Raw genomic sequence first — 15,178 nt, 5'->3', positions numbered from 1 at the left:
TGCCATTTAAATTACTAATCTTCATTATAAAAAAAGTCACCGCCTGCCGACCAAAGCTAAACGATGACTGTTTGATAAATACGAAAAGCCCCTGATTAAAGGGTGTCTTTTCTGTACCCAATTATATCACATTTAAGGAGGTGGTACCTACTTAATCCTCACGCTGGCGGGCAAAGGAGGAAATGGAAAAAATGATTAAAGAATATCAAAAGAAAGACGGCACCAAAGCCTATTTATTTGTAGCCTACCTTGGAGTAGATCCATTAACTGGTAAGCAAAAACGAACAACTCGTAGAGGATTTAAAACCCAACGGGAAGCAAGAATTGCAGAAGCTAAACTAATTGCAGAAATAGAAGAAAATGGATTTGTAGAAACAGCCAAACGCATGACCTTTGAACAGGTTTATGAACTGTGGCTACCTATATACGAAACCACCGTTAAAGAAAGCACTTATGTTAGCCAGAAGCACGTTATTGAATTGCATATACTACCTAACTTTAAAAATATGTATGTAAATAAAATCACTACCCATTACTGCCAAAAATTAACAAATGACTGGTACAGTTATTATGCCAAGTTCCCTAATCTTATTGGATTAACTCAACGTATATTAGAGTATGCACGAGTGAACCTAAAAATTATCAAAGAAAACCCAATGAAGGATGTTATCCGACCAAAAAGGAAACGAAAGTTAAAAGAGGAGCAATATCAAGCGCCTTATTATGATTCAGAGCAACTGGCCCATTTTATGAAGTGTGTCAAAGCGATGAACAACCCGCAAGAGTATATTATGTTTCGAGTGATTGCTTATGCAGGTATAAGACAAGGAGAAATGTGTGGCTTGAAATGGTCGGACTTTGATGAAGTGAATGGCACTATATCCATTCGCAGAACGGTCGCTAAAGGTAAGAAATCAAACAAGATTTTACAAACAACTAAGACTGCTGCAGGCGAACGAACAATTCCTTTAGATGATGAAACCATTAAGCTATTAAAAGAATGACGCCACATACAAAGAGAGCGATTATTTTTACTAGGCTTTAATGCCAACTCACCTGATCAATTCATTATCACCAATGATAAAAATGAGTTCCAATATGCGTCACATCCTTATGCCGTTTTAAAGAAAATTCGAAAACAATTTAAGATTGATCCTATAACTGTTCATGGTCTTAGACACACCCACGTCTGTTTATTACTTGAGGCAGGAGTGCCAATAAAAGAAGTTCAAGAAAGAATAGGACATGAGAACACAGAAATGGTATTAGAAGTATACAGTCATATCAACAAGAAAAAGGCTAAGAAAATTGGTAATATTTTCGCTGAACACGTAGCTGAAAATCAATAACGTATTCAATTAAAAAAAGACACCCAATCGGATACCCGATAGGTGTCTTGAAACGTTGATATAATAACGATTAACGTTTTGAGAATTGAGAAGCTTTACGAGCTTTCTTAAGACCTGGTTTTTTACGTTCTACCATACGAGGGTCACGTGTTAGAAGTCCAGCTGATTTTAATGCAGGACGGAAGTCTGGATCGACGTTTAATAATGCACGTGCGATTCCGTGACGAATGGCACCTGATTGACCAGAGAAGCCTCCACCTTTTACGTTCACAATAACATCATAAGATCCTAAAGTTTCAGTAGCGTTGAATGGTTGGTTGATTACTTCGTGTAAGTGAGCAAATGGAATGTATTCTTCCAAAGGCTTACCATTCACAGTGAATTCACCAGTTCCTGGTACTAAGCGTACGCGTGCTGATGAGTTTTTACGACGACCTGTTCCTAAGTATTGTACTGTAGCCATTTAATCCCTCCTTATATTAATGTATTGATGTCTAATTTTTTAGGTTGTTGAGCGGCATGGTTATGCTCTGAACCTTCATAGACAAAAAGTTTAGTGAATTGTTTGCGACCTAAACGGTTGTCTGGTAACATTCCTTTTACTGAACGTTCGATTAAGCGTGTAGGTTTCTTGTCGCGCATTTCACCTGCTGTAGTGACACGCATTCCACCAGGATGTCCTGAGTAATTATAATATTTCTTGTCTGTTGCTTTTTTACCAGTTAAGGCAATTTTTTCAGCATTAATTACGATTACAAAGTCACCTGTATCCACGTGTGGGGTATAGGTGGGTTTATTTTTTCCGCGTAAGATTGATGCAACAACAGTTGAAAGGCGTCCCAATGGGATATCTGTGGCATCTAATAATACCCAGTTGCGTTCAACTTCGTTCTTTTTAGCCATATATGTTTGACGCACGTTGTTTTCCTCCAATATTTGTCTAGTTGTTTACGGTTACGATGAGTTTCCGGGGCTCATGTGTGGGGTAAACAATACCGTCAACTATTATATTCCTTATTAACCCCTAATGTCAAGCGTTTTTCTCACACTGCTTCAAATTTATTTTGCTTTCGATCAACAGTCATTTGCCTTCGTGGTATAATCATTTCAAAGGAAGTGAAATTTATGAAAGCTCAAGAAAGACGCCAAGCCATTTTAGCATTCTTAAAAGAACAAAGCGAAGCGATAACGGCCAATGAGTTAGCTAGTCGTTATCAAGTCAGTCGTCAGGTAATTGTTGGAGATATTGCTTTATTACGTGCCCATCATAAAGTAGAAATTTTAGCCACTAATCAGGGATATTTAATTCCTTCTTCCCCGATTAACAATACTGCTACTAAGGGGTATACGGGGGTGATTGTTTGTCGTCATGATGATAGTCAAATGCGGCTAGAGTTAGAAACAATATTAGCCTATCAGGGTAAAGTGCTTGATGTGCAAATAGAGCATCCGGTTTATGGTTTATTGTCTGCTGCCCTTCATATTCATTCGCAAGCTGATCTTGAAGCCTTTCTAGAACGTATGGCAACTTATGAAGGTGAAATGTTAGCATCCTTAACGGATGGTATTCATTCACATACCATACAGGTGCCTAGTCTAAAAGAATTTAAGCTAATCGAAAATGCTTTGTCACAAGAAAAAATCCTCTATGTATAGACAGGTGTCTTGACACCATTATAGATTGTTGTTAAACTGCTTTTATAGTAAATTTTTTGGAGGTTCTTATGTCTCAAACTACTCGCTTATCTAAAACACGCCAATTGACGTTCGCTAGCTTACTCACAGCAATTGGTATTATCATACCAATGGTTATGCCACTTAAAATTGTGATTCCTCCCGCTTCTTATACTTTGGCTAGTCATGTGGCAATTTTTATGGCCATGTTTATTTCGCCTTTTACAGCTGTTTTAGTAAGTTTAGGTACTAGTCTGGGATTTCAATTAGCTGGCTTTCCTATGATTATTGTTGCAAGAGCTGCTTCGCACGTTGTATTTGCTTTTGTTGGCGCTAAAATGCTTCAACAAAAACCGCAATGGTTAGCAACAAGTCGCAATAAATGGACGTTTTCTTTCATCATCAACTTAATTCATGCGGTTGCTGAAGTATTCGTCGTCTATGTGATCACCCAAGCTGGTTTTAGCCAAGCCAGTGAAAACTTCTTATATGTTTTAATTGTTCTAGTGGGTGGAGGAACTCTTATCCACGGCATGGTTGATTATTTCTTAAGTGATTATTTCGCTAAACAATTAGCAACACGAGCTAAAATTCCTGTCTATCCAATGGTATAGTAAATTCTATATACTAAAAGGCAAGTGGAAACACTTTGCCTTTTATTTTTTTCCTATGATACAATCAAAACAAATGCCTAGCGAGGAGGAAAATGATGAATCGCCCTGATGTTATTGTTATTGGTGGAGGCACTAGCGGAATGATGGCAGCAATCCACGCTGGCATGAATGGCGCGCGTGTGCTGTTACTTGAAAAAAATTATAAATTAGGACGCAAATTAATTCTTACCGGAGGTGGCCGCTGTAATGTCACCAATCGTTCACCTCGTGAAGTATTCATTGACCATATTCCAGGTAATGGTAAGTTTCTTTATTCTGTATTAGAACAATTTGATTCACAAGATATAATCGATTTTTTTCAAACACGAGGTGTTCGCTTAAAAGAAGAAGATCATGGGCGGATGTTTCCCATTTCGGACTCTGCGCGCACCATTCGCGACTGTTTAATTAATGAGATGAAACATTATGCCATTGAAGTAATTGCTGGTGAACCTGTTGAAGAAGTTCTGTATAATCAAGAAACAGCTTCTGTTAGAGGTGTTCAAACCAGCAAAGCGACATATACTGCCAAAGCTGTCATCTTAGCCTCAGGCGGCAAGGCCTATCCTCGCACCGGTTCGACAGGAGATGGCTATCGATGGGCCAAAGACGCTGGTCACAGTTTGACGGATTTTTATGCCACTGAAGTCCCCTTATTATCCAACGATTCCTTTGTTCAAGACAAGTCATTACAAGGTATTTCATTGAGGGACGTTAATGTCAAAGTACTAGATAAAAAAGGGAAAACAATTGTTTCCCATCAAATGGATATGATTTTTACCCACTTTGGTTATTCAGGACCAGCTATTTTAAGATGCTCCGGCCATGTCAATTTATACCTTAAAGAAAGCCAAGAAAAAATTGCGAATCTAACCATTGATCTTATCCCATATATTTCATATGAAGAGCTCAAGAAACTGGCAGAAGAACAAAGAGAAAAGCAAGTTGATAACATTCTGCGCCAATGGTTACCTGACAAACTAAATGGCTTGATTCAAAAACAAGTAGGAATCCAAGAAAAGTCAGCTTATAAGCAAGTCAACCATTCTATTCAAGAAGCGCTGTGGAAACAAGTCAAAGCTTTTCCACTCACTGTTTATGGCAGTCAACCACTTGAAAAAGGTTTTGTAACGGGTGGAGGGGTTAACTTAAAAGAAATCACCCCTCAAACCATGGCGTCTAAATTAATGAAAGGCCTCTATTTCTGTGGTGAAATCATTGACATTAATGGTTATACAGGTGGCTATAACATTACAGCTGCTTTTGCAACAGGTGCTGTTTCTGGACAACACGCAGCTTGGTTCAGTCTTTCTTCGTAAAGAGTTTATATTTTTCATTGCAATAAAAAACATCGCAGCCAAGGCTTGCGATGTTTTTGTCTTTATCTATTTTTATTCAGCACTTGTTTCTTCAGTACTCTCAGCGTCGCTATCCTTATCTTCATCTTCTAATTCAAAAGCTTTCGGATTCGATACAATTAACACGCCATTTACAACCATTGATTCAGCTGGTAAATCGTTCCATTGTCTCAATTGGTCAATACTTACTTCATACTTGTCTGCTAAAACTTCGAGTGTCTCGCCAGGAGCTACTTGATGGTAGTCTACCCATGGATTAGTGACAGCAATTTCTTCACCAATATAGACCACGTTGTCAAGTAAACCGTTCCATTCACGAAGCGCTTCAACCGAAACTTCGAATTGATTCGCTATACTTTCTAAGGAATCTTCTTCAGTCACCTTATAAATACTCGGTGCCTTTTCAGGATGGGAAAGGGTTAATTCTGTTCCTTGCTCAATTTCTTTACCTTCTTCTAATTCGCTCCATTCAATAATTTGAGCTTCTGTTACTGGGTAAACCTCTAATAAGTCTTGAATTCTTTCGTCTTCCATTAAAGTATGCTTAATTGGATAAATTTCTTCTAATGGGCGAGCTTGTTTAAAGACTGTAATCGCTTGGCTTGGATCCTTCAAGTAAAGAATATCTCCTACTTCAATCGCATCATTTAAGAGGCCGTTCCATTGGCGTAAATCATTTTCATTAATGTCATTAGCCTTTGCAATATCAGCCAATTTTTCCCCTTCAGTCACTTCATGAGTCGGCAAGTCAATACTTTCAGGATCTAGCGCCTTGGTTCTCGGATCAGTGAGTTTATCTTTATCTTTTTGTAAAGTTTTAGGTTTGCGAATATTCACTTCGCGCGGCTCCTTTTTAAGAGTCTTTGGTTTTTCATTATTAATACCTAGCCCATCGCTTTGTGGTTGAGAATCACTGGATGTATCTGGCGTGGTGGTTAATTGATTACCTGTTGAGTTATTAGAAGTTGTGTTAGTTTGACTTGGTACATAATTGGAGCCTGAGCTTGGTAAATAAATCACTTCACCAGGGTAGATCATGGTATCTGTTCGACCATTAAAAGCCATCAGTTGACGGCCAGTCATACCATAGGCTTGAGCAATAGTATCAAAGTTGTCCCCCGCCACAACCGTGTAAGCATTGGATGAGTAAGACGGTTGACTTGGACGGTTGGGATTTGTAAGATCAGTTGATCCGTTAGATGTTACTGCTAGTTTATCTCCCGGATAGATTAAATCTGAAACTAAGCCGTTCCATGCCACTAACTGATTAACAGTCACACCATATCTTAAAGCAATGGTATAAAGGCTATCACCTTTATTAACAACATACGAACCTTGATTGTTGGATCCTTGATTAGCCCCCCCAGGTGTTACAGAAGTAGTTCCTCCATCAGCTACTGCTAATAAGTCCCCTACATCAATAAAGTCGGAGGACAGCCCGTTCATAGCCTTTAACTGACTAACCGTTAAGCCGTAGGCATTAGCAATTTTATAAAGACTGTCGCCTTTTTGAACCACATAAGTGGCTGGATCTTCTTTCACTACCGGTGGCTGACTTGGTTGATCTGATGTATTTGAACCATTTAAAGCTAAACGATCACCTACATCTATATAGTTACCTGTGAGACCATTAAAAGATCGTAATTGATCGACGGATAAACCGAATTTATTTGCAATGGAATAGAGGGTATCCCCTTTTTTTACGACATAATAACCTGCCTCCTCTTGATTACTACTTTTGTCTCCTCCATCCATACTCACAATCAATTGAGTACCTATATCGATAGTTGTACTTGATAAGCCATTTAAAGCCATTAAGTCTTGTTCAGACAAACCATATTTACGAGCTATGCTATAAATCGTATCGCCTTTTTCGACCACATGGGTGGTATTGGCTGATGCTTGAGTCAAGCCCATTAAAGTGATAACAGACAAGCAAATAGCCGATTTATTGATCAGTTGTTGAATTGTTTTCTTCATCTATGAGAACCCCCTTTTTTAATAGTTTTGTTTAGTAACTATAGTATAACATGCCCCAATAAGCAGGCAAAGTTATTCTACCGGAAATCATTTTAGATTCATACTTTTGTCATTAATTATTAACACGACAGTAAGATTATCTATTCAATTTATTATTTTTTTATATGAATCCTTATGCTATATAAAATTTTATATAAGTGGCTATTTTGGTTCGCCTTTCTATTGAAATAAGAATTACTATATGGTATTTTCAACTTGTTTGATAAATATTTTTTGGTGGTGATATTCTTGTCGTTAAATTTTAAGATAAGTATTAAAGTTGCTCCGTGTCATCGTCATTATTTTGCATTTCTTCATCAAGCGCTAAGTAAAGCTCATTACCTCCCATCTCATTATTCAATTATCCCCATACTCTTATGCGACTTAAGTTCAGCCCATATCAATGTTAATACTCTAATCATTGATAGCAACGGAGATTTTTGGTACTCCAACCAATCCTTAGAACAAATTTCACACAATATACTCCAAGACCAACACCTCTTCATACCTTTTAATAGTTGTTTAGATAGCCTTCTTTGGCTCAATTTACGCTATTGCTCCTATTTTAATACACTCGAAGATCATACTAATCGACAAACGGTTATCAAATACGGCTTCTTCTACTATCAATTAAATACTGATCGTAACTTATCTTTTATCTATCCCTTATCCATTCGATACCAAGCTTTATCTTTTAATAGCAATCGCCCTTATAACCCTCCTTCTATCTACTCTTTTAATCACTTTGTAGATTTCAGCCTATAAATAGGCATAAACTTTTTAGTTAGAAAATAAAAAAACTTGATTGTCGCTACTAAACGACAATCAAGTTTTTTAAAAGAGTCCAAAGAATCTTTTTTTCTTTTTTCTTATTGATTTTGAGTGTTTAGCTTCTAACTTATGAATGGGATCTCCGTTAAAGATATCCCGAGCATTTTGTAAGAAGTAGTCGACCTTTGCCTGACCAAAATCTTGTTCTAGTTGATTAAATGCAGCTTTCATATTAAATGGTCGAAAATCCACATGGTGGACGTCAGAAGCAATAACATGTGCTAAATTAAGTTCAATCATTTCTCTTGCTGTTTTTTGAAATTTTTCACCATATAAGCCCACATAAGAAGAAGAAGTGATTTGTGATAAACATCCCATCTGAATTAAGTCATATAAATCCTCATAATTTTCAGCTAATTGATGATTTCTTTCTGGATGCGCAATTAAAGGTGTTATTCCCATATCAATTAACTGCAATAACATTTTAGGCGCAAATTCTGGGACTTTAGCAGTTGGAAATTCAATCAAATAATATTTGTCCGATCCATCTAGAGATAATAAATCACCATTATAATAATCTTCCATAAATTGCTTGGTTAAGCGTATTTCTTGACCGGGATACACTTTAACTTGTAGGCCAGCTCTTTCGTAATCAGCAGATAATTTGTCCGTAAATTTTATAACATCCTCTTTATGATTAATAAATTGACCATTACGATGGTGGGGGGTTAAAACAATATGTTGGACCCCTTCTTCTTGACCCATTTTAGCTAGGTAAATAGAATCTTCTAGCGTTTGCGCCCCATCGTCTACTCCGGGTATAAGATGTGAATGTAAATCAACAATCATTTTTATTACTCATCCTTGCTATCTTTTTCGGAATCATGTCCATAACCATAACCATAATATGAATAATAGCCTGATCCTTCTTCACGCGGAACACCATTCATAACATATCCTAAAATATTCGCATTGACATTATCTAAGATTTCTTTCGCTTGGCGTACTTCCTCACGACGAACATAGCCATAACGTAATACCATCAAAATACCATCCACACGTGTTGCTAAAATTTGTGGATCAGCCACAGCAGTAATAGGTGGCGTATCATAGATTATCAAATCAAAATATTGATTCAACTCATGCATAATGGATGTCATACGAGCTGAACCGAGTAATTCTGAAGGGTTCGGCGGAATAGGTCCACACGGCAATAAGTAAAGACCTGTTTCGGGATTATGTTGAACTACCTGATTAAATTTGACCTCAGGATTGGCAATTAAGGTTGACAGTCCTTCTTTATTATCGATTCTAAAAGTTCGATGAAGGGTTGGCTTACGCATATCCGCATCAACAATCAAAACCTTTTTCTCTGTTTGAGCCATAACAACCGCTAAGTTTGCTGAAACGGTCGACTTGCCTTCAGCCGGAATACAAGAAGAAATTAGTAAACTCTTAAGCTTCCGATCGACTTGAGCAAATTCAATATTCGTACGGATGGCACGGAATTGCTCCGCATTAATAGATTGAGGAGATGTATAAGTAATTAAAGAGATTCCAAATTCTTGATCTTTTAATAATTTACTTTCTTTTTTCTTTCGAGTATTAAACATGCTAAACCTTCTTTCTAGTCCGTTTTTGTGATTTACTACTTGCTATACGAGAACTTTTCACTTCTTTACTTGAAAGTTGATAAATATGTCCTAAATCATTCATTCCTAGACTTGCCATAAATTCATCATCTTTGACGGTTGTGTCAGAAATTTCGGATAATAAAATAATTAAGATGGCAATCGCCAGACCCATTAGGGCCCCAATAATTGAATAAATTGGCAAACTAGGAGAAACTCGGTTTGGGTTAAAGGAAGCTGGAGAAAGAATAAAAATGTTGGTATCTTCTCCCCCATAAATATCGCTGACTGTTTCTTCAAAAACTGTAATCACATTATAAAGAACATTTTGAGCAGCTTGAGGGGACTCAAGCTGAACGGAAACATAAAAAGCTTGTGAGTTTGGTGATTGTTCCACCGTAATAGCATCTTTTAAATCTCCTACCGAATAAGCCTTATTGGCATCATCGCTCACTCGATTAAGAACACTGTCACCCGTGATAATATCGCGGTAAGTATTAATCAACTGTGAGTTAGCTTGTAATTCACTGTATTGGATAGGCGATTGTCCCATTCGCTCTTCTGATTGATTCACTAAAAGCTGAGCCGTTGAGCGGTAATTAGGTGTTACAAATAAAATCATAAAAGCAATCGCCAAAATGATCCCTAAGAGAGTTAAACTAAATATTTTAAAAGCATGCTTAGTAAATAATTTCCATAAATCTTTTAAGCTAATTTCTTCTTGTTGCATGTTAACCTCCGTATTGTGTGCTATCATTAGCAAATTTTATTATCTTTTCTTTCATAATTTTAGGCTGATGAACCGCCTCTTTCAAACTTTCGACAAATTCCAAAGTCTCTTGTAGTGGAATTGGTACAACTTTTCCAACAAATATTTGATCATTTAATTGATTTTCAACAAGTTCTGATCCGGTCAATAATTCTTCATAAAGCTTCTCACCTGGTCGAATACCTGACTCTCGAATACCGATTTCTTCAACTGTATGCCCGGAAAGGAGAATCATTTTCTTGGCTAAATCAAGAATTTTAACAGGTTCCCCCATGTCAAGGATAAAAACTTCACCATCTTGGGCAAAAGTTCCAGCAAAAACAACTAATTGGCTGGCTTCTGGAATAGTCATAAAATAGCGAATCATTCTAAAATCTGTAACTAACACAGGACCTCCAGCGGCTATTTGCTTTTTAAAAGCAGGAACAACACTGCCTCGACTGCCCAGTACATTTCCAAAACGAACTGCACAATAAAGGGATGCTGACTGCTTGTTCATGCCAGTGATAATTAACTCAGCTACTCGTTTAGTCGCTCCCATAATATTAGGGGGATTGACCGCTTTATCCGTAGATATCATTACCATTTTAGACACTCTAGCTTGATCGACAGCTCGTGCGACATTGTATGTGCCCAAAATATTATTTTTATAAGCTTCGACCGGGTTAGCTTCCATTAAAGGTACGTGTTTGTGAGCAGCCGCGTGATAGATAATATCAGGTTGATATTCTTTAAATATTTCTAATAGACGGTCATAGTCTTGGATATCCGCAATAACCGGAATATATTGAATCATACGTTCGTTATAAGTTTTAATCATCTCATGATAGATAAGATAGATAGAGTTCTCCCCATGCCCTAATAAAATAACTTTTGCTGGATTATGTTTAGAAATTTGACGGGTTATTTCAGATCCGATAGACCCTCCTGCTCCCGTTATTAGAATGGTTTTCCCTTCTAATTCCTTTCTCATAGCAGTTTCGTCTAGTTCGATTTCCTGACGGCCCAAAAGGTCTGAAATCTTAATTTCACGCATGGATTCTTTTGGTTGATGGATTCCTAATAAAACGTCTTCAACTTTTGGCATATTATAAACGCGCACACCTAATTCGTTACAATAACGAAGTATTTCTTCATATTTTTCTGGTTTCAGGGAAGGAATAGCAATGACAGCTTTTACGATATTGTACTGCTTAGTTAATTCCGTAAGTTGTTCTAAGCCCCCTACTACCTCGACGCCTCCTATATTCATACCAATTTTAGAGTGGTCTTCATCTAGGATAGCAACCACTTTTTCGTTTCTTGGATGACGTTGGTAAGCATTCATAAAAAGTGATCCACCGTCTCCTGCTCCAATTAATACAATATTTTCTCTGTTTTTGTTATCGATATTAGTGACTCTGTTTTTAGTGTGATAAATATATTGCCATAATATTCGTAAAGCACTGATTGCAACCCCTGCTAGACCTGCTACTATAATTAAATAGCGAAAAGAGAGCCATTTAAGCACTATAGATAAAACCAACCCAGAAATTAAATTGGCAAAAATAACAATTAAAAATAAAAGCGAAAAGTCGACCATAGTCGCATAGCGCTTTATACGTGAATCGACTTTAAAATGCTTAGAGACTGCATAATATAAACCAAAGGACAATAATAAATGTCCCACATAAAACTGCATTGGGACTTTGAATATACCTAAAAAAATGACTAAAGCAACAATTGTTGCTAGACAAAAAGCTAAAAGGTCACTGACTGCCCATATCAATCGTTTGTGGGCAAAAGGTAGGTTTTCTACCCATTGAACGAAACGAAGTGATAACGTCTCTTGGTTTCTTAACATGCTTTCATTCCTCACTATAATCTATTAGCTATATAGAACATTATCTTTCTCTAGTACGTCCTAATTTTGATAGCCATATTATCTCTATCATTTTACCTATATTATTAGGCACTTTCAATGTGTTTAAGGACAAATTTCATTAAAACTATCTAATTATAGTCAGGAAAATAAAAAGAGCAAACGATTTAAGGTTAAAACCACCTTAAATCGTTTGCCTAATCAATTTATTTAATTGACTTACATCATACCCATACCTGGTTGGGCAGGCATTTCAGGTTCGTCTTTAGGAATTTCAGCTACGACAGCTTCAGTTGTTAATAATAAAGCGGCTACTGATGCAGCATTTTGTAAGGCTGAACGAGTTACCTTAGTTGGATCAACAATACCAGATTGAATCATATCTTCAAACTGATCTGTTGTTGCATTATAGCCTGTTCCTTCTTTTGAAGAAATAATTTTATTGACGATCACTGAGCCTTCACGACCTGCATTTTCAGCAATTTGACGAACAGGTTCTTCTAAAGCACGAACCACAATCTTCACCCCAGTTGCTTCATCATCAGTTTCTGTTTCTGTGGCAGCTACTTGATCTTTAATGATTAAGTAAGCTGCTCCTCCACCCGCTACGATTCCTTCTTCAACAGCAGCGCGAGTGGCATTTAATGCGTCTTCAATACGTAATTTAACTTCTTTTTGTTCGGTTTCAGTTGCTGCTCCGACTTTAATGACTGCTACACCACCAGCTAATTTCGCTAAACGTTCTTGTAATTTTTCTTTGTCATAGCTTGAAGTAGTTTCTTCTGCTTGGTGACGAATTAAAGCTACACGTTCTTTAATAGCTTCGGATGAACCAGCACCTTCAACAATCGTTGTGTCATCTTTAGTCACAGTCACTTTTCCAGCTGAACCTAAGTGGTCGATGGTTGCATCTTTTAATTCAAAGCCTAATTCTTCAGAAATTACAGTAGCTCCAGTAAGAATCGCAACATCTTCTAACATCGCTTTACGACGGTCTCCAAATCCTGGTGCTTTAACTGCAGCTACATTTAAAGTTCCGCGTAATTTATTTAAAACTAAAGTTGGTAAAGCTTCCCCTTCAACATCTTCAGCAATAATCAATAACGGACGGCCAGATTGCATTACTGCTTCTAATACTGGAAGCGCATCTTGAATGTTAGAAATCTTGCGGTCTGTAATTAAGATATATGGATTTTCTAAATCTGAAATCATTTTTTCATTATCGGTTACCATATATTGTGATAAGTAACCACGATCGAATTGCATACCTTCTACAACTGATAATTCAGTCTCAATGGTTTGAGAATCTTCAATAGTGATTACACCATCGTTGCCGACTTTTTCCATAGCATCAGCAATCAATTCGCCAACCTTTTGGTCTCCTGATGATACAGCTGCTACTTGTGCAATCGCTTCTTTAGAAGATACAGGTTGTGATAATTCTTCTAAAGCTGCTACAGCTGTCTTAGTTGCTTTATCAATTCCACGACGAATACCAACTGGGTTAGCACCTGCTGTAACGTTCTTCATTCCTTCACGTGCAATTGCTTGAGTTAAAACAGTGGCAGTCGTTGTTCCGTCTCCAGCTATATCATTGGTTTTTGAAGCTACTTCTTGCACTAATTGAGCACCCATATTTTCATAACGGTCTTCCAATTCTATTTCACGCGCAATGGTTACCCCGTCGTTTGTAATAAGTGGAGAACCGTAAGTCTTATCTAAGACAACGTTACGTCCCTTAGGGCCCATTGTTGTTTTAACCGTATCTGCTAATAAGTCTACCCCGCGCAATAAAGCTGCACGTGCGTCTTCTGAGAATTTCAATTCTTTTGCCATTTATACCGCTCCTTTATATCTTTTTCTATTGAGTTCTTTATTAAATATCTTTTATTCAATAATTGCTAAAGCTTCTTTTAATTCGATAATAATAAATTTTTCACCTTGGTCTTCAATCTCGGTCGCTGAATAAGATTTATAGATAACTTGATCGCCAACTTTAATTCCGTCTTCTGATTCTATTTCAGGACCAACCGATACTACTTCACCAATTTGTTGTTTTTCTTGAGCAGAGCTAGGTAACACAAAGCCGCTTGCTGTTGTTTCTTCGACTTCCTTTGGTTTTAGAACAATACGTTTTGCTAAAGGTTTCAACATGAAAATCCCTCCAAATTTTATTATTTAGCACTCTGTTGATATAAGTGCTAATCACAATTAATATATTAGACCATCTTTGATTAAAAAGCAAGAAATAGATATAAAAATCTCATTATTTTTTCCTAAAACCATAAAAAAACTTCTCACTATAAATAGTAAGAAGTCCAATCATTTTCTATTCTCTTGCTAACTGATCAGCAATTTCTTCTTGGTTAATGAAATAAATCAAGGTCTGCAGTTCATTGGTTAAATCAACATTTTGTACGCGAACACTTTCAGGTACTTCAAAACGTAATGGGGTAAAGTTCAAAACTCCCTTTATACCAGCAGCTATTAATCGTTCCATTATTTCGTCTGCATATTCTTGAGGAACAGTTAAGATAGCCACATCGATTGCTTGGATTTCTAATTGCTCTTCTAACTCATCAATCGAATAGATAGGAATGCCCGAATGGACAGTTCCAATCAAATCAGGATTGACATCAAAACCGGCACCAATTCTGACATTATTAGATTTTCTAAAGTTATAGTTTAATAAGGCATTCCCTAATGATCCAACTCCGATCAAGGCAGTGGTTGTTAGACGATCTTGATTGAGTGTCTTCCCAAAAAACTGAAGCAAATATTCCACATCATAACCATAGCCTCTTTTCCCAAGGGCTCCAAAATAAGAAAAATCACGCCGAATGGTCGCACTGTCAACTTTAACAGCATCACTGAGTTCGGTTGATGAAATGCGCGTCTTACCAGCATTGTATAAGTATCGCAAATAACGATGATAAATTGGCAAACGCTTGGCCGTCGCTCGTGGGATTTCTTTCACCATTCTACTTCCTCCGTTCATCCTAACTTTCACTTGTTTGTGTGTTTTCTCACAATTTGATAAGTCTAGTATATCATCAAACGAAGATAATGCCAATCAGTAGAGAGTCTTTTTTA

General features: G+C 37.1%; 14 protein-coding genes and 1 pseudogene. 5 read left to right on the top strand and 10 right to left on the bottom strand.

The features are described 5' to 3' along the window. Positions 1 to 182 precede the first annotated feature (182 nt). Positions 183 to 1,349: pseudogene (locus ACQV2R_RS05100) on the top strand (site-specific integrase). 70 nt (positions 1,350 to 1,419) lie between these two features. Here ACQV2R_RS05100 and rpsI read toward each other — a convergent pair. Next, positions 1,420 to 1,812, bottom strand: a complete 393-nt coding sequence (gene rpsI / locus ACQV2R_RS05095; RefSeq protein ID WP_090289633.1) for a 30S ribosomal protein S9 — start codon at positions 1,810 to 1,812, stop codon at positions 1,420 to 1,422. An 11-nt stretch (positions 1,813 to 1,823) separates the two neighbouring features. Next, the gene (gene rplM, locus ACQV2R_RS05090) at positions 1,824 to 2,267 is read right to left on the bottom strand and encodes a 50S ribosomal protein L13 (RefSeq protein WP_428874018.1); all 444 of its coding nucleotides are present in this window, start codon (positions 2,265 to 2,267) and stop codon (positions 1,824 to 1,826) included. 207 nt (positions 2,268 to 2,474) lie between these two features. Between rplM and ACQV2R_RS05085 the strand changes: the two genes are divergently transcribed. The 3 genes from ACQV2R_RS05085 to ACQV2R_RS05075 all read left to right on the top strand — a co-directional run bounded on the left by ACQV2R_RS05085 (position 2,475) and on the right by ACQV2R_RS05075 (position 4,995). Continuing rightward, positions 2,475 to 3,005, top strand: coding sequence for a 3H domain-containing protein (locus tag ACQV2R_RS05085; RefSeq protein ID WP_428874017.1), 531 nt, complete (start codon positions 2,475 to 2,477; stop codon positions 3,003 to 3,005). A 68-nt stretch (positions 3,006 to 3,073) separates the two neighbouring features. Next, entirely contained in the window at positions 3,074 to 3,637 is a 564-nt protein-coding gene (locus ACQV2R_RS05080; protein ID WP_428875142.1) for a hypothetical protein, read from the top strand. A 95-nt stretch (positions 3,638 to 3,732) separates the two neighbouring features. Next, positions 3,733 to 4,995 carry an NAD(P)/FAD-dependent oxidoreductase gene (locus tag ACQV2R_RS05075; protein ID WP_428891901.1) on the top strand — a complete coding sequence of 421 codons (1,263 nt, stop codon included), beginning with the start codon at positions 3,733 to 3,735 and terminating at the stop codon, positions 4,993 to 4,995. Positions 4,996 to 5,067: 72 nt separating this feature from the next. Here ACQV2R_RS05075 and ACQV2R_RS05070 read toward each other — a convergent pair whose 3' ends face one another. Then, complete coding sequence (locus ACQV2R_RS05070) at positions 5,068 to 7,014, bottom strand: LysM peptidoglycan-binding domain-containing protein (protein WP_428891900.1); 1,947 nt, start codon at positions 7,012 to 7,014, stop codon at positions 5,068 to 5,070. Between the two features lie 288 nt (positions 7,015 to 7,302). Between ACQV2R_RS05070 and ACQV2R_RS05065 the strand changes: the two genes are divergently transcribed. Next, positions 7,303 to 7,818 (top strand): hypothetical protein, encoded by a 516-nt coding sequence (locus ACQV2R_RS05065; RefSeq protein ID WP_428875139.1) that lies wholly within the window; start codon positions 7,303 to 7,305, stop codon positions 7,816 to 7,818. Between the two features lie 69 nt (positions 7,819 to 7,887). On the opposite strand, the gene ACQV2R_RS05060 is transcribed toward ACQV2R_RS05065, so the two are convergent. From ACQV2R_RS05060 to ACQV2R_RS05030, 7 genes are all read right to left on the bottom strand, one after another. Further along, positions 7,888 to 8,673, bottom strand: a complete 786-nt coding sequence (locus ACQV2R_RS05060) for a tyrosine-protein phosphatase (RefSeq protein ID WP_428875138.1) — start codon at positions 8,671 to 8,673, stop codon at positions 7,888 to 7,890. A gap of 5 nt (positions 8,674 to 8,678) precedes the next feature. Beyond that, positions 8,679 to 9,437, bottom strand: a complete 759-nt coding sequence (locus ACQV2R_RS05055; RefSeq protein WP_428891899.1) for a CpsD/CapB family tyrosine-protein kinase — start codon at positions 9,435 to 9,437, stop codon at positions 8,679 to 8,681. Position 9,438: 1 nt separating this feature from the next. Further along, positions 9,439 to 10,185, bottom strand: coding sequence for a YveK family protein (locus ACQV2R_RS05050; RefSeq protein ID WP_428891898.1), 747 nt, complete (start codon positions 10,183 to 10,185; stop codon positions 9,439 to 9,441). 1 nt (position 10,186) lies between these two features. Next, positions 10,187 to 12,067 (bottom strand): polysaccharide biosynthesis protein, encoded by a 1,881-nt coding sequence (locus ACQV2R_RS05045; protein ID WP_428891897.1) that lies wholly within the window; start codon positions 12,065 to 12,067, stop codon positions 10,187 to 10,189. Positions 12,068 to 12,304: 237 nt separating this feature from the next. Then, on the bottom strand, positions 12,305 to 13,921 hold the full coding sequence (gene groL / locus ACQV2R_RS05040; RefSeq protein ID WP_428875134.1) for a chaperonin GroEL: 1,617 nt from the start codon (positions 13,919 to 13,921) through the stop codon (positions 12,305 to 12,307). Positions 13,922 to 13,972: 51 nt separating this feature from the next. After that, positions 13,973 to 14,239, bottom strand: coding sequence for a co-chaperone GroES (locus ACQV2R_RS05035; RefSeq protein WP_428874005.1), 267 nt, complete (start codon positions 14,237 to 14,239; stop codon positions 13,973 to 13,975). 175 nt (positions 14,240 to 14,414) lie between these two features. Next, entirely contained in the window at positions 14,415 to 15,065 is a 651-nt protein-coding gene (locus ACQV2R_RS05030; RefSeq protein ID WP_428874003.1) for a redox-sensing transcriptional repressor Rex, read from the bottom strand. Between the last annotated feature and the right edge of the window lie 113 nt (positions 15,066 to 15,178).

The organism is Facklamia sp. P12937, assembly GCF_050409505.1.
Lineage (GTDB): Bacteria > Bacillota > Bacilli > Lactobacillales > Aerococcaceae > Facklamia.
The sequence above is the reverse complement of the archived record's forward strand: the minus strand, read 5'-3'. Positions and strand labels throughout refer to the sequence as shown.

Excerpts from the sequence above, each read along its gene's own strand:
- rpsI (WP_090289633.1), bottom strand. The coding sequence starts at position 1,812 with ATGGCTACAGTACAATACTTAGGAACAGGTCGTCGTAAAAACTCATCA.
- ACQV2R_RS05085 (WP_428874017.1), top strand. The coding sequence starts at position 2,475 with ATGAAAGCTCAAGAAAGACGCCAAGCCATTTTAGCATTCTTAAAAGAA.
- ACQV2R_RS05080 (WP_428875142.1), top strand. The coding sequence starts at position 3,074 with ATGTCTCAAACTACTCGCTTATCTAAAACACGCCAATTGACGTTCGCT.
- ACQV2R_RS05075 (WP_428891901.1), top strand. The coding sequence starts at position 3,733 with ATGAATCGCCCTGATGTTATTGTTATTGGTGGAGGCACTAGCGGAATG.
- ACQV2R_RS05070 (WP_428891900.1), bottom strand. The coding sequence starts at position 7,014 with ATGAAGAAAACAATTCAACAACTGATCAATAAATCGGCTATTTGCTTG.
- ACQV2R_RS05060 (WP_428875138.1), bottom strand. The coding sequence starts at position 8,673 with ATGATTGTTGATTTACATTCACATCTTATACCCGGAGTAGACGATGGG.
- ACQV2R_RS05055 (WP_428891899.1), bottom strand. The coding sequence starts at position 9,437 with ATGTTTAATACTCGAAAGAAAAAAGAAAGTAAATTATTAAAAGATCAA.
- ACQV2R_RS05050 (WP_428891898.1), bottom strand. The coding sequence starts at position 10,185 with ATGCAACAAGAAGAAATTAGCTTAAAAGATTTATGGAAATTATTTACT.
- ACQV2R_RS05045 (WP_428891897.1), bottom strand. The coding sequence starts at position 12,067 with ATGTTAAGAAACCAAGAGACGTTATCACTTCGTTTCGTTCAATGGGTA.
- groL (WP_428875134.1), bottom strand. The coding sequence starts at position 13,921 with ATGGCAAAAGAATTGAAATTCTCAGAAGACGCACGTGCAGCTTTATTG.
- ACQV2R_RS05035 (WP_428874005.1), bottom strand. The coding sequence starts at position 14,239 with ATGTTGAAACCTTTAGCAAAACGTATTGTTCTAAAACCAAAGGAAGTC.
- ACQV2R_RS05030 (WP_428874003.1), bottom strand. The coding sequence starts at position 15,065 with ATGGTGAAAGAAATCCCACGAGCGACGGCCAAGCGTTTGCCAATTTAT.